Raw genomic sequence first — 14,623 nt, forward strand, 5'->3', positions numbered from 1 at the left:
GATTGTTTTTAAGAAGATGTTAACCTCATAGACAGGTCTTATCCGTTAACTGAGCAAGGAGCCTACCGATGAAAAAAGTTGCCGTGATTTTAAGTGGATGTGGTGTTTTTGATGGGGCCGAAATTCATGAAACGGTACTCGCACTGCTCGCCATAGAAAAACAAGGAGCCAGTTGGCACTGCTTTGCTCCGAATATTGAACAACAAATCGTCATCAATCATCTGACTGGTGAAGAAATGAATGAAACCCGTAATGTCTTGGTTGAAGCTGCACGGATCACTCGTGGTAACATTCAAGACGTTGCCAAGCTAAATGTCCAAGACTTTGATGCTTTATTGCTCCCCGGCGGTTTTGGCGTGGCCAAAAACCTCAGTGATTTTGCCACTCAAGGCGCAAAATGTTGCATCAACGATCAAGTTGCCAGCGTTTGCCGAGCTTTTGCAAAAGTCGGAAAGCCTGCTGGTTATCTTTGTATTGCACCGACACTTATTCCTCATATTTATTCATCTGGCGTTGAAGGTACGATCGGCAATGATCCAGATACCGCTTGTGCATTTAATAAAATGGGGGGTGAACACGTAAACTGCCCAGTCGATGATTATGTTTACGACCAGCAGTATAATGTCTTGTCTACGCCAGCTTATATGCTTGCAGAAAATATATCTCAAGCCGCAGCAGGGATTGAACGACTCGTCAAACGGTTAATTCAACTGGCTTAATGTAGAGCAGAATCCATCTTGTACTCAATCTGATGGATTCTTGTTTTGAGAGCTCGGCTAGGCTTAGCGTAAACCGTGTAAAAATTCAGCGCGGGTAGAAGGGTTTGACTTAAAAATACCGCCTAACGCTGTGGTAGTGGTCACGCTGGTCGCGTCCATAACGCCACGCGATTTCACACAGTAATGAGTGGCATCGATGGTCACCGCAACATCGTCAGATTCAAGCAAAGTTTGTAGTGCAACTAGAATTTGTTGGGTTAACCGCTCTTGGACCTGTGGCCGCTGAGCAAAAAAACGGACAATACGATTAATCTTTGATAAACCAATGATTTTTCCACGAGGAATATACGCCACTGCGGCTTTACCATCAATCGTCACTAAGTGATGTTCACACGTGCTGGTCAAGGTGATGTCTTTAACACATACCATCTCACTGACCTTCATTTTGTTTTCTATGACGGTGATTTTTGGGAAGTTTTTATAGTCAAGCCCAGAAAAAATTTCATCCACATACATTTTTGCGATTCGATGTGGCGTTTCTTCTAAACTGTCATCCGTTAAATCAAGACCAAGAAGATTCAGAATCTCACGCATATGATGTTCAATTTGTGTTTTCTTGTCTTCACGGCTGATCGCATTGGGTTGCATTGGCGTTTCCTGACCGCGGCTTTCAAGTGCCGCTTTCACTAACTGGGCGGATTCGCTCAAACTTGACATTTCCCTACCTCTTAATTACCCCTTTTGGATGGCAGACAAGAATACTCGTATTTTTGAATAATTACATCCCTATTTTATAAGAGGGCATTATTGTCCTGCCCTTTGTATGCTAAAGTACCCCAAAAAATAATGACCATAGGATGACCGATATGGGCTGCTGCGATGCTCCGGGCTTAATGCCCATTGAAGATGCACTCAATGCGATGCTTTCACGCATTACACCGATTCATGACACGCTACAACTCCCATTAGCCGAAGCACTCGGCTTTGTGCTTGCTGAAGATATTCTCTCCCCTATTAATGTTCCTCCTTTTGATAATTCTGCTATGGATGGCTACGCCGTAAGGCGTGCCGAACTTATGCTCAATGGTCCATTGCCAGTAGCGGGGAAATCTTTTGCAGGCCAACCCTTTATTGGCCATTGGCCAGCAATGACATGTATCCGCATCATGACAGGGGCCCAGATCCCAACTGGATGTGATGCAGTGATCATGCAAGAGCAAGCACAAGTAACAGAACAAGGTATTCAGTTTTCAGTCTCTGAGGTTAAAGCGAACGCCAATATTCGCCCCACAGGTGATGATATCCAACAAGGGAATGTGGTACTCAGTAAAGGTGAACGTTTAACCGTACGCGACATTCCAATGATTGCCACCTTAGGCGTAAGCCATGTGCGTGTTTTTCGTAAACCTAAAGTTGCCTTTTTCTCAACAGGAGATGAATTAAAACCGCTGGGTGTCCCCCTACAAGCTGGGCAAATTTATGATAGTAACCGCTATGGCATAAAGCCTTTAATTGAAAATTTTGGCTGTGAAGCCATTGACTTAGGCATCATCCCCGATTGTCCAACCCAATTAACCGCAACATTTGAACAAGCACAGGTTCAGGCCGATGTAGTGGTCACCTCCGGTGGCGTCAGTGTTGGAGAGGCAGACTACACCAAAGATATTCTGGCTGAACTGGGTGAAATTGGTTTTTGGAAGTTAGCCATAAAACCGGGAAAACCTTTCGCATTTGGCTCACTGAATCATGCGTGGTTTTGTGGCCTACCGGGCAATCCGGTTTCTGCCGTGTTAACCCTGTATGTACTGGTTCAACCCATGCTGGCAAAGCTTGCCGGACACACGGCTTGGCAAGCTCCACTATCCATTCCGGCGGTCACCCGCTCTCGTTTTAAAAAATCGCCGGGCCGAACAGACTATCAACGTGGTGTCTACTCAATTGAAAATGGACAATTTGTCGTTGAAAGCACAGGGAATCAAAGCTCTGGTGCCTTTCGTTCCATGAGTTTAGCCAACTGTTTTGTCGTACTTGAACAAGAACGAGGCCATGTTGAAGCCGGAGAAACGGTCAATATTCAGCTTTTTAATGCCAGCTTGTATTAGGAAAACACATGGATATTTTGTCTGATCAAGAAATGCTGCGTTATAACCGTCAGATCACCCTAAAAGCTTTTGATTTCGATGGACAAGAAGCATTAAAACAGAGCTCTGTTTTAATGCTGGGAGCAGGGGGGTTAGGCTGCGCGGCAAGTCAATACTTAGCGACCGCAGGCATTGGTCACCTGACCCTCATTGATGACGATGTGGTTGAATTGTCTAACCTTCAACGCCAAGTGCTGCACACTGATACAGACATAGGCCGCTATAAAGTGGATTCGGCGGCTGAGTCACTGCATAAACTAAACCCACATGTAAACATCACAACGGTTGCACAGCGTTTAGATGATGAAGCGTTGAATATGCTTGTTGCAACTCATACTCTCGTATTAGATGCGTGTGATAATGTTGATACTCGTAACCAACTTAACCGCCTATGCTACCAAAATAAAACGCCTTTAGTTTCCGGAGCCGCGATTCGAATGGAAGGGCAAGTCAGTGTGTTTATGTATCAACACGCTGACGAACCATGTTACCAATGTTTAAGCGCCTTATTTGGCAACCATGCGCTCACCTGTGTAGAAGCGGGGGTTATGGCTCCCGTGGTGGGTATTATCGGTGCAGTACAAGCGATGGAAGCCATCAAAGTTATCGCGCATTATGGTCAGCCGTTAAGCGGAAAAATATTGATGCTCGATGCACTAAGCATGACATGGCGAGAAATGAAATTACCCAAACAGGCTCACTGCCCTATTTGTCATGCTCAATCATGATCACGAAAAAGACGACAGGCCACCGGTGATAAGAGCGCCCTGCCATATTTTCTCACTTAAGGAATAGGAACCATGTCTCCACTCGTAACTCCAGCTTGGCTATCTCAGCATTTAGACTCTCCAGAAGTCATCATCCTCGATTGCAGTATTGAATTTCAAATTCCTAATGAAACGGAGAAAGATTGGCTCAATAGAATCCCTGGGGCGCGCCGCTTTAATTACGATAAAGAGTTTTGCGATATCTACAGCACTCTGCCGCATATGATGCCTGATGAGCTTCGTTTTAATTTTCTCGCACAAACATTGGGAATCAATCAAAATGCCATCATTGTGGTTTACGACAATAGTGGGACGTTTGCTTCACCTCGCGCTTGGTGGATGTTTCGCGCCTTTGGTCATAAGCACGTCTATATTTTAGATGGAGGACTCCCCGAGTGGAAAGCTGCTGGTTATAAAGTCACTCAAGAATATTCCCCCATTTCAAGCCGAGGTGATTTTGATGGAAAGCTTCAACCTCACCATTTTGTCGATGCCGGCTATGTTTTCAATAAAATCACCGACCCCACTAGCCTCACGATCGACGCTCGTTCTCAAGAACGGTTTTTAGCTCAAGTCCCGGAGCCAAGAGTGGGCGTACGCAGTGGACATATCCCACATTCGTGTAACCTACCATTTGGTCAATTAATGAATGGCCATAAAATGAAGTCACCGTCAGAACTCACATCGATTCTCGCCCCAACCTTACCTTCCGCTGATGAGTACCTTTTTAGCTGCGGCTCTGGGGTAACCGCTTGTATTGTTCTGCTTGCCGCTTATCTCTGCGATTACCCAAACCTTGCGGTGTATGACGGTTCATGGACAGAATGGGGCCAGCGCCATGAACTGCCGATCGAATAGCAAAACCCAGCCTCAAACGTATCTACACACAGTGTCGTAATGGGGAACCCTGCTCATCTTGTGCCATCTAACTTACGCATCTGCTCATCTAAGTTCAAAACCGTTAATGCGTTACTCACACTCGTTGCGATCACATCGATCGCGCCGGTGCGAAGGGCACCAAGCAGGGAAAGGGGTTTGCTATTTTCCGCCGCAATCGCAATTACTTCAGAAATCGGACGAAATTCATCAATGCCTAGCCCAATGACACGATCGCTCATGACTGTATTGGCGATTTGGCCATGGATATTGAAAAAATCATAACCCGCAAAGTCCCCCACAACCCCTTGTTGAAGCCGAGACTGTACAACTTCATCAGGCGTAAACCAGCCAAGATCCACCATATAGCTATTTTCACTCATATCCCCAATCCCTACCAAGGCAATATCCGCTTTACGTGCTAAGTCCAAAGTCTGCTTAACAGTAGCATTTTGCATAAAAGCCAGCTTTTGGCCCCGATTCTCTGCATAGGCTGGCGCATAGAGAGTTTCGGATGTGCCACCATATTTTTTCGCCATTTGTCGACAAATATGGTCGGCATTGAACATTCCGCCTCGGGGGTGAATTCCTCCAATACTACAAACAAATTTACAATCTCTTGGCGTGATGACGCCAATATGGTGAGCAACTGCCGAAACATTTCGCCCTTGGCCAATACTGACCACCATGCCATTTTTTAAGGTACTGGATAGGTAATTAGAAACTAACCCAGCCACTTGCTGCCTTTGTTGCTCTTCATTGGGTTGATCTAAAGCAACCAACGCCCGTTTAATACCGAACCGTTCAATTAATCGCTGTTCGATTTTTGCACTAAAAACTGGGTGGTACTTAACGGTGATCTCAACAATTCCTTCATCTCTTGCCTGTTTAAGTAAGCGCCCAACCTTAGCGCGGGAAAGCGAAAACTTTTTGGAAATTTCCTCTTGAGTTGCGCCATCTTGATAATAAGCCACTGATATTTCAGTCAGTAGATCGGTATTTTCCATTGAAAAATCTGTGCTTGAACTACTCATACACCACTCTCACTCTCGATTTAGTGACTAGCATAAATTAACTTGAACATATGCTCATTGACCTAGCATATGTAAAGCGCTCGCCACAATCAACATTTGCTCATCATCAAAACATTTTCTCACTTACATTGTTGAAGCATTCAAAGAGGTACTCGCCCAAAGGCTACCTAAGCAAACGTTTCTTTTCTTATCCGGGTCTCTATCGATCAAAATTAGTGGGTTGCGTGTGTCATTCCGCCATTATGATGATTGACTTTCTGTACAGATAAGATAAATATGGAACCATCATTTACTCAACGAACGAGCAAATGTTCAATGCAATTGTTTGGTCGCTGAAAATTAACGTTCGTATTAGCAAGAGTGAGCTCGTTATCTAGCTAAGACTTTGCTAATCCGCTTGCCAGTATCCAGCTTCAATGCTGGTTTAGCCACAAGAAATAGGATGATCGAAATGAGCAACAAATTAGAGCAACTTCGTAAACTCACTACTGTTGTCGCCGATACCGGCGAAATTGATGCGATAAAAAAATATCAACCTGAAGATGCCACCACTAACCCATCTCTTATTCTTAAAGCTGCACAAATTGCCGAATATGCACCGCTGATTGATGCGGCTATCGAATATGCCAAAGCACAAAGTTCCGATAAAGCGCAACAAGTGCAAGCTACCTGTGACATGCTTGCCGTTAACATCGGAAAAGAAATTTTGAAAACGATTCCGGGTCGTATTTCAACCGAGGTCGATGCTCGACTCTCTTATGATACCGAAGGCAGTGTGGCGAAAGCGCGTCAACTTATCAAAATGTACAACGATGCCGGGATCAGTAATGACCGAATCCTAATCAAGCTCGCCTCAACTTGGGAAGGCATTCGTGCTGCGGAAATTCTAGAAAAAGAAGGCATTAACTGTAACCTCACTCTCCTTTTCTCTTTCGCACAAGCACGTGCTTGTGCAGAAGCAGGCGTCTTCCTTATTTCACCTTTCGTTGGCCGAATTATGGACTGGTACAAAGCCAAAGAAGGCCGTGATTTCGCTCCGCAAGAAGACCCAGGCGTTGTTTCTGTTACCACCATCTACAACTACTACAAAGAGCACGGTTATCACACTGTGGTTATGGGAGCCAGTTTCCGTAACATTGGTGAAATTCTAGAGCTTGCAGGTTGTGATCGTTTAACGATTGCACCAGCACTGCTGGCTGAGCTGGAAGCGGCAGAAGGAGAAGTGATTGAGAAATTGGTGGATTCTAAAGGCAGCAAAGCTCGCCCAGCCCCAATGACTCACTCAGAATTCCTTTGGGAACATAACCAAGATGCCATGGCAGTTGAGAAGTTAGCAGAAGGTATCCGTAACTTTGCCATTGACCAAGGCAAACTCGAAACCATGATTGCGGCGAAGCTGTAATTCAAAGGCACCCAACAGCTAGCTAGAAAGGATCGCTAAGCGTTTTTCCTAGCTAGCCTAGGTTCTTAAGCCCTATTCTCGGATGGTGCTTTGATGCACCATCGATACCCAGACTATTTGCGGTAGCAGGCCAATGACCTGCCTATCACAAGGGTGATGAACGAAAGTGACTCATAATTTTCTCCTTAAGTAGTAAGGGTATCACTCTATTTAACTAACTCTGTTTTCAAATAACTCCGGAAAATACTATGGATCGTAAACAATTGGCTAATGCAATTCGTGCTTTGAGCATGGATGGTGTACAGCAAGCGAATTCGGGACACCCAGGTGCCCCCATGGGAATGGCTGATATCGCAGAAGTGCTTTGGCGCAGCCACTTAAACCATAATCCACACAATCCTAAGTGGGCAGACCGAGATCGCTTCGTGCTTTCTAATGGTCACGGCTCCATGTTGCTTTACTCTTTACTTCATCTAAGTGGTTATGATCTGTCTATTGATGATCTGAAAAACTTCCGTCAACTGCATTCTAAAACCCCCGGACACCCTGAATATGGTTATGCTCCAGGAATTGAAACCACCACAGGTCCATTAGGCCAAGGGATTACTAATGCCGTCGGTATGGCCATGGCAGAAAAAGCTCTCGCCGCTCAGTTTAATCAACCCGAGCATGACATCGTTGATCACTTCACTTATGTCTTTATGGGTGATGGTTGTTTGATGGAAGGTATTTCTCATGAAGCCTGTTCACTGGCTGGCACATTAGGGCTTGGTAAACTCATTGCTTTCTGGGATGACAATGGTATCTCTATTGATGGTCATGTAGAAGGCTGGTTCTCTGACGACACGCCTAAACGTTTTGAAGCTTACGGTTGGCATGTCATTCCAGCCGTTGATGGCCATGATGCTGAAGCGATTAATGCTGCAATTATTGAAGCAAAAGCGGAAACTGCTCGCCCAACACTCATTTGTACTAAAACCATTATTGGTTTTGGTTCTCCCAATAAATCCGGTTCACATGACTGTCATGGCGCACCTCTTGGCCATGATGAAATTAAAGCAGCAAAAGAATTTTTAGGTTGGAAATACGGTGCGTTCGAAATTCCGCAAGAGATCTACTCAGAATGGTCAGCGAAGGAAGCTGGCGCAACTAAGGAAACAGCGTGGAATCAGAAATTTGCAGCTTATGAAGCAGCGTACCCCGAGCTGGCGGCTGAATTTAAACGCCGCGTAAACGGTGAATTACCCGCGCAGTGGGAAGAGAAAGCGAGCCAAATCATTGCGGATCTACAAGCTAACCCTGCCAATATTGCGTCACGTAAGGCATCACAAAACGTGTTAGAAGCCTTTGGTCAGCTACTCCCCGAGTTTATGGGTGGTTCAGCAGACTTGGCTCCATCTAACCTCACAATGTGGTCCGGTTCTCAATCACTGACGGCTGACGACTTCTCTGGTAACTATATTCATTATGGCGTTCGTGAGTTTGGAATGACGGCGATCATGAACGGCATCGCCCTACACGGTGGCTTTATTCCTTACGGTGCAACCTTCCTGATGTTTATGGAATACGCTCGTAATGCCATGCGCATGGCCGCATTGATGAAAATTCAAAATATCCAAGTTTACACCCATGATTCCATTGGTTTAGGTGAAGACGGCCCCACTCACCAACCTGTTGAACAAGTTGCATCACTGCGCTTAACACCGAATATGAGCACATGGCGCCCTTGTGACCAAGTTGAATCAGCAATGGCTTGGAAACTGGCGATTGAGCGTAAAGAGGCCCCATCGGCTTTGATCTTCTCTCGTCAGAACTTAGCTCAGCAGCCTCGTACGGCCGAGCAAGTTGCAGACATTGCGAAAGGTGGTTATGTCTTAAAAGATTGCGCAGGGAAACCCGAACTTATCTTGATTGCAACGGGCTCTGAAGTTAGCCTTGCGGTAGACGCGGCAGAGAAACTGGCGGCGGAAGGTAAACAAGTACGAGTCGTTTCGATGCCATCGACTGATACGTTTGATAAACAAGAAGCCGCTTACCGTGAAACCGTATTACCTGCTGATGTGACCAAACGTATTGCGATTGAAGCAGGTATTGCCGATTTCTGGTACAAATACGTCGGTTTTGGCGGCAAAATCATCGGTATGACAAGCTTTGGTGAGTCAGCACCTGCGGATGAGCTGTTTAAATTATTTGGGTTTACCACCGATAACGTAGTTAAAACTGCCCAAGAACTACTGGTGTAATTACCCTAAATAATGAAACCCTAACCATAAAAATGCCAGTCATAATAGGACTGGCATTTTCTTATTCCAGAGCCATGCTGTTTTCTTACACTGTTTGGCTATAGCGTTGCGACATAATATCGCACAGCTGCAACATTCGTTGCTCACATTTTTGTTTTAGAAATTGGTGTAATGCTCGCGTTGGGTGATTTAACAGTCGTTTATCTGCACACACTAAATAAACTGGACACGGCTCCGACTGCCATTCCGGTAACAAGGGCACTAAACGCTCATCAATAATATCAGCGCTAATATCTAATAATGATTTATAAGCAATACCATACCCACTAATGGCCCAGCGCCGGACAACATCTCCATCATTAGCACTGCGCTGACTTTTTACGACCACGGTTTCCGACTCTCCAGCTTTCCAAAAAGTCCAACGATTATGGTAAGTATCTGACAACATAAAACACAAACAGGAATGGCTAAGTAAGTCGCTGGGTTTTACGATAGCGGGCTTACTGTGTAAATAATCTGGGCTGGCACACACAACACGTTTGTTATAAGTACAGATAGGTAAAGCAACAAAGTTAGAGTCTGGAGGGGTTCCATACCGAATCGCTAAATCGATTGGGCGATGATAAAGGTTCGTGATGCCATCAGAAAGATCCAAATTGATCGACATGTTAGGATAAAGCCCCATAAACTCATCAAGCCAACTCAGTAATTGATTACGACCAAAATCAGAAGGAACTGACAAATTCAGAGTGCCAGAAATATCACCTTGAGCTTGGGCTATCTCATCCAACCCTTCTTGAATAGTACTAAAGGCTAACTCTGCCTTTTTTAGCAAAATATCGCCTTCATGGGTAAGGCGTAAACTGCGAGTAGAACGAATAAACAGCGCAAAACCTAGCTGAGCTTCCAAACGTTTAATGGCCGCACTAACAGCAGCCGGCGTCACATCTAAGCTGTGAGCCGCTTGAGAAAAGCTACTTTGATGGGCTGTTTCGACAAAAATATTGAGATCGTTTAATGCTTTCATAGGCGAAGACACTGATGGTAAAAATCCTCTGTATCACATCATATTTAGCCAACATTGAAAAGCGCGGCCTCCATCAACGATGAAAGCCGCACTAAATTAAACGAGCCCGCTACCCCAAAAAGGTGACTTGGCGAGGATTCAAGTATTCAAGCCAGCCATTTTTCTCACTTTGTGCCACAAAATGCTGAAAGTGCTCGCTTTGCGTATGTTTTTCAAGTGCCGCAGCAGAGCACCAGATTTCTTGCATAATAAACAGCCCCGCAACAGACTCATCTTTATACAATTCATACTGACAGCACCCTTCATCATTACGAGAAGGCTCAAGTAAAGCGCGTAAAGCTTGCTCAACCTGTGCTTCTTTTCCTTCAAGTGCTTTAATTTCAGCCAAAAGGTGAACGGTTGCCATCATCAACACTCCGTAATAACGTCTGCTTCATCCCAACGAGATTTCGGCAATTTTGCATTGAAGTCTTCCTCGCTGTGATAACCCATAGGAATGACCAATACACTCGTTAACCCTTTGTTATTTAAGCCAAATTCTGCATCCATCACCGTTGCATCAAACCCCTCGATAGGCACAGCATCAATTCCCATTGCTGCAGTACCTAATAACACCGTACCCGCATTGAGATAAACTTGCTTTTCCATCCACTCTTGCGCATCGTTAAGATCAGCACGGTGTATATTCACGAAATAAGAGCGGCCGTTATGCATCCCTTGTTTATCATCCTCTGTTGCAAAGCGACCGTCTTTATCTTCAACCGCCAACAGTTTCAGTAAATAGTCGTCATCAATGCTGGTTTTAGCACAAAGCACCAAAACATGCGAAGCATCCAACACTTTTCGCTCATTAAATGAGAACCTTCCCTGTGTAGATTTGGCTATCCGTTGCTTGCCTTCATCCGTGCTGGCTAAAATAAAGTGCCAAGGCTGAGAATTTACGCTAGAAGGACTTAAACGAATCAAATCTTTAATTTGCTGGATGTTTTCTTCACTAATGCGTCGATTGGGATCGAAAGCCTTGGTGGAATAGCGTTGCTGTGCAAAATGGGCAATGTTCATCACTCTTTATCCTACTGATGTGTATTTAATTGCGGGAAACAATAACGACTTGATGCCGCAGGAAAAAGAGGGGCAAGCTTTAAGGACTTTCAAATTTTTTTTGAAAATCCTTACTTGTGACTGACCCTTATTTCAATTCGCCAATCTTATTTCTCTTCAAAACGAACCGCCAATTGGCGAAGGTCTTCCACTCGAGCATTCATATCAATACTGTGCTCTTCAACTTTATGTGTGGCAGCTAGGTTTTCGCTCGCTGCCGAAGAAATAGAATGAATACGTTGGTGTAGCTCGTGTGTCATTTCTCTTTGGCTTTCCGCGGAATGCGCCATATCTTTTACTGTTCCATGCATTTGTTGCAATAAGGCTTCAACCGCTTGCAAACATTGAGCACTCTCTTCTGCCATCTCACCACATTGAACCGTTTGTTGCTGGTTCTGAATAATGTCATTCTGCCACGACTGAATGGCTTGTAACATGTTTTCGGTACTTGAGCGGATATGCTCTGTCGCTTTCTGCGTTCTTGATGAAAGCGCTCGAACTTCATCTGCTACAACGGCAAATCCACGTCCTTGTTCGCCTGCCCTCGCCGCCTCAATCGCGGCATTTAATGCCAGTAAATTGGTTTGATCAGCAATACCGCCAATTTCTTCCATTAACTGACTGATACGCTGAGCCTGTTCACTAAGCGCATAAGTGGTCTTAGTGGCTCGCTCTGCTTGTTCCATCAATAGCACTAAATTGTGATTCGTTTTTTCAACACTTTGCTTGCTCTGTAAACACTGAGTTTGAGCCTGATCGATCAACAAATAGGAGCGTTCCGCATTATTAGAAACCGCATCGGCGGCCACTTCTACCACCTCTGTTGCCTGCATCACGTGGTGAATATCTTTATCTTGCTGTTTCAGAGCTTGCACTACATCAGCACTGGTCTGGTGCAAGGTTTCAGAGATCGCTTGCAACGGTTTGGCTGAATCCATCATTCGCCCTAATACCGTCCGAATACGGGCAGAGGCCATTTTTAAATGATAATCCGCAATAGAGAAGGGATGATTACCTGAATAAATTAAGCGACTAATACTGTCATACTGATCCGTTAATCGACTTAATTGTTTGGGGGTATGTAGCAATTCTTGGCGAAAGAAAAGTGCCAATATGCCTGCAGGTAGCAAGCTAGCCAATAACGAGAGGGGGGCTTCCCATGCCATTCCATGTGCAAGAATCGGAGCGGTTAAAGCGACGACTAACAGGACATAGCGGAGAGAGCTGACTATTTGAAAGGAGGGGAACGAAATCGCCCCTTTCGACTGTTCCTGTTTTCGCAGGACTTTGTACGCTTTTGAAGCCGTATCCACCCATTGCCGTTCAGGCTTAACCCGTACCGATTGATACCCACAGATTTTACCATTTTCATAAATGGGGGTGACATAAGCATCTACCCAATAATAACCGTTATTCTTTGTTCTATTTTTTACCATTCCACGCCAAGCATTGCCTTGCTTTAAATGTTTCCATAAATCAGCAAAAGCAGCTTTCGGCATATCTTGATGCCGCACAATATTGTGGTTTTGTCCTAATAATTCATGTTCTTGAAAACCAGCAATACGGCAAAAGGTGTCATTACAATACGTAATCACCCCTTTCAAATCGGTAGTAGAAACCAGTTGATCATTTTCAGTAAGTGGAACTTCTTGCGCAGACGCAGAAGAGATAGCTTGAGCAGACATGACACATTCTCATTACTTGTTATATGTTTTGTAACCCCTTGTATACACAAAATATACACACGGTTCAAAACATTGTACGATTTAACCGACACAAGCGTGAGAGCCATCATAATTTCCCTTTATAAGCATACGGTTAGGAAATTTATCTCATTTAATTCATTCGCTGCAATGATTGATATTTTTCTCATTTAGCAAGATATTCCGGAATAATCAACGATACCTCAACTCGACGATTACAAGCTCGACCTTTGGCGCTGCTATTGAGACATGACGGAAGATGTTCACCATACCCTCGGGTATAAACGGCCTCTTTCGCCACTTTTTGCTCTGTTAATACTCGTTTTATTGCTTCTGCACGACGCAGCGATAACCCATCATTTAATCGCTCAGAACCCGTATTATCAGTATGACCTTCAACCACGACATCAATGGCCGGATATTGAGCGAGAAAACGCCCTAAAACACTGACCCAACGAATTGCATCGTTTGACAGCTGAACCGACCCTGTTTTAAAAAGAGCCGTTCGCTTTAGCTTCACAAGAGTATGCTCTCCAGGTTGTAATTCATACTCAAATCCATGGCTTGCCAAGAAAGCCAATAATGGCTGTGTTTCAAAAGTAGAACGGGAGTTTTGTGACGTAGCATTGGGGGCTGTTTTCACCGTCACGGACGACTTCGTCTGTGGTTTGGTTGACTGACTCGGCCCACTCCAGTCTGGATAAAGCACTTCTACATCATTTTGTGGTGCTGTATCTAATAAATTACTACTAAACATCCGGTCAGCGGCAAAAGAACCACATCCTGATAACAATAGGCATAATAATAGTGTGCAACCTTTCATCAACTCTGTACTCACTTTTTCTCATCTCTTTTGTGTTATCGGCCAACGCGGTAAAACTTTATGCTGTCTTGCTAACAAATTCACCTTATGCGGTTTGCCTCATAAAAATTACTGGTTAGACTAACCCTCTCTTTTCTACTGTTATGGATGCCTTATGAAAACATCGGTTTGTCGTTTATTTACCCTTTTATTTAGCCTTGTCGCTCTCATAAGCTGTAGCGATAATGCAGACACAAAACCTACCGAAGGGGTACATTACAAAGCGCTACCCACTAACCTCACAACCTATCGACTCGCCCCGGTCACCGAAGTTTTCTCACTCACCTGTGGACATTGCCGAACCATGGAACATGTTATTCCTGATCTAGAAAAAATGACGGATGAGCATTTTGGCAAACTTCATGTCACCTTTAATCAAGGAGCCCAAATCAGCGCCATGCTTTACTACAGCGCCGTGATGCAGTTAGAAGCCGTACCAGATTCAGCGATGATGGAAGATCTGTTTGCCGCTATCCAAGCACCAGAAGGGATGACGCCAGAAGCAAGAAAAGCAGCTATTGATCAAACCTTTCATCAACGTCAACTAGTAAGCCCTTATGATTTTGACGAAATACAACAAACACAATTGATGGAGATGCTCACCCTCGCTGGTGAGATTTCACAAAAATCACAAATCAATGCCGTACCTACTTTTATCGTGAAAGGAAAATATCAGGTCCTCACTGGTGGGCATAAAGATGCCAATAGTATTGCCAATACTATTGCTTACTTGCTCAAACAATCTTAA

At 44.5% G+C, this 14,623-nt stretch carries 14 protein-coding genes; 7 read left to right on the plus strand and 7 right to left on the minus strand.

The genetic code is table 11. The annotated features are described in order from the left end of the window. Nucleotides 1–68: 68 nt before the first annotated feature. Entirely contained in the window at nucleotides 69–719 is a 651-nt protein-coding gene (elbB, locus tag EXA13_RS06310; protein ID WP_238132427.1) for an isoprenoid biosynthesis glyoxalase ElbB, read from the plus strand. A 63-nt stretch (nucleotides 720–782) separates the two neighbouring features. On the opposite strand, the gene folE is transcribed toward elbB, so the two are convergent. Then, on the minus strand, nucleotides 783–1,436 hold the full coding sequence (folE, locus tag EXA13_RS06315; protein WP_238132428.1) for a GTP cyclohydrolase I FolE: 654 nt from the start codon (nucleotides 1,434–1,436) through the stop codon (nucleotides 783–785). Nucleotides 1,437–1,585: 149 nt separating this feature from the next. On the opposite strand from folE, the gene moeA reads away from it, so the two are divergent. From moeA to EXA13_RS06330, 3 genes are all read left to right on the plus strand, one after another. Further along, nucleotides 1,586–2,821, plus strand: coding sequence for a molybdopterin molybdotransferase MoeA (gene moeA, locus EXA13_RS06320; RefSeq protein ID WP_238132454.1), 1,236 nt, complete (start codon nucleotides 1,586–1,588; stop codon nucleotides 2,819–2,821). 8 nt (nucleotides 2,822–2,829) lie between these two features. Further along, complete coding sequence (gene moeB / locus EXA13_RS06325; protein ID WP_238132429.1) at nucleotides 2,830–3,588, plus strand: molybdopterin-synthase adenylyltransferase MoeB; 759 nt, start codon at nucleotides 2,830–2,832, stop codon at nucleotides 3,586–3,588. 72 nt (nucleotides 3,589–3,660) lie between these two features. Beyond that, a complete protein-coding gene (locus EXA13_RS06330; protein ID WP_238132430.1) occupies nucleotides 3,661–4,485 on the plus strand; it encodes a sulfurtransferase in 825 nt (274 codons plus the stop codon). Nucleotides 4,486–4,538: 53 nt separating this feature from the next. Here EXA13_RS06330 and EXA13_RS06335 read toward each other — a convergent pair whose 3' ends face one another. Beyond that, on the minus strand, nucleotides 4,539–5,537 hold the full coding sequence (locus tag EXA13_RS06335; protein ID WP_238132431.1) for a sugar-binding transcriptional regulator: 999 nt from the start codon (nucleotides 5,535–5,537) through the stop codon (nucleotides 4,539–4,541). 451 nt (nucleotides 5,538–5,988) lie between these two features. On the opposite strand from EXA13_RS06335, the gene tal reads away from it, so the two are divergent. Both tal and tkt read left to right on the plus strand, forming a co-directional pair. Further along, nucleotides 5,989–6,939 carry a transaldolase gene (tal, locus tag EXA13_RS06340; protein WP_238115931.1) on the plus strand — a complete coding sequence of 317 codons (951 nt, stop codon included), beginning with the start codon at nucleotides 5,989–5,991 and terminating at the stop codon, nucleotides 6,937–6,939. Nucleotides 6,940–7,187: 248 nt separating this feature from the next. Continuing rightward, nucleotides 7,188–9,182, plus strand: a complete 1,995-nt coding sequence (tkt, locus tag EXA13_RS06345; protein WP_238132432.1) for a transketolase — start codon at nucleotides 7,188–7,190, stop codon at nucleotides 9,180–9,182. An 85-nt stretch (nucleotides 9,183–9,267) separates the two neighbouring features. Here the strand turns inward: tkt and EXA13_RS06350 are convergent, their stop codons facing one another. The 5 genes from EXA13_RS06350 to EXA13_RS06370 all read right to left on the minus strand — a co-directional run bounded on the left by EXA13_RS06350 (nucleotide 9,268) and on the right by EXA13_RS06370 (nucleotide 13,851). Continuing rightward, nucleotides 9,268–10,209, minus strand: a complete 942-nt coding sequence (locus EXA13_RS06350; protein ID WP_238132433.1) for a LysR family transcriptional regulator — start codon at nucleotides 10,207–10,209, stop codon at nucleotides 9,268–9,270. A 109-nt stretch (nucleotides 10,210–10,318) separates the two neighbouring features. Continuing rightward, nucleotides 10,319–10,615 (minus strand): putative quinol monooxygenase, encoded by a 297-nt coding sequence (locus tag EXA13_RS06355; RefSeq protein WP_238115954.1) that lies wholly within the window; start codon nucleotides 10,613–10,615, stop codon nucleotides 10,319–10,321. A gap of 2 nt (nucleotides 10,616–10,617) precedes the next feature. Next, nucleotides 10,618–11,271 carry an oxygen-insensitive NAD(P)H nitroreductase gene (nfsB, locus tag EXA13_RS06360; protein ID WP_238132434.1) on the minus strand — a complete coding sequence of 218 codons (654 nt, stop codon included), beginning with the start codon at nucleotides 11,269–11,271 and terminating at the stop codon, nucleotides 10,618–10,620. Nucleotides 11,272–11,417: 146 nt separating this feature from the next. Then, nucleotides 11,418–12,995 carry a methyl-accepting chemotaxis protein gene (locus EXA13_RS06365; protein ID WP_238132435.1) on the minus strand — a complete coding sequence of 526 codons (1,578 nt, stop codon included), beginning with the start codon at nucleotides 12,993–12,995 and terminating at the stop codon, nucleotides 11,418–11,420. A 184-nt stretch (nucleotides 12,996–13,179) separates the two neighbouring features. Further along, nucleotides 13,180–13,851: an OmpA family protein gene (locus EXA13_RS06370; RefSeq protein WP_238115936.1), complete on the minus strand. Its 672-nt coding sequence runs from the start codon at nucleotides 13,849–13,851 to the stop codon at nucleotides 13,180–13,182. A gap of 139 nt (nucleotides 13,852–13,990) precedes the next feature. On the opposite strand from EXA13_RS06370, the gene EXA13_RS06375 reads away from it, so the two are divergent. Next, on the plus strand, nucleotides 13,991–14,623 hold the full coding sequence (locus tag EXA13_RS06375; RefSeq protein WP_238115937.1) for a thiol:disulfide interchange protein DsbA/DsbL: 633 nt from the start codon (nucleotides 13,991–13,993) through the stop codon (nucleotides 14,621–14,623).

Source organism: Vibrio cincinnatiensis (assembly GCF_022113815.1).
GTDB classification, from domain to species: Bacteria; Pseudomonadota; Gammaproteobacteria; order Enterobacterales; family Vibrionaceae; genus Vibrio; species Vibrio cincinnatiensis_A.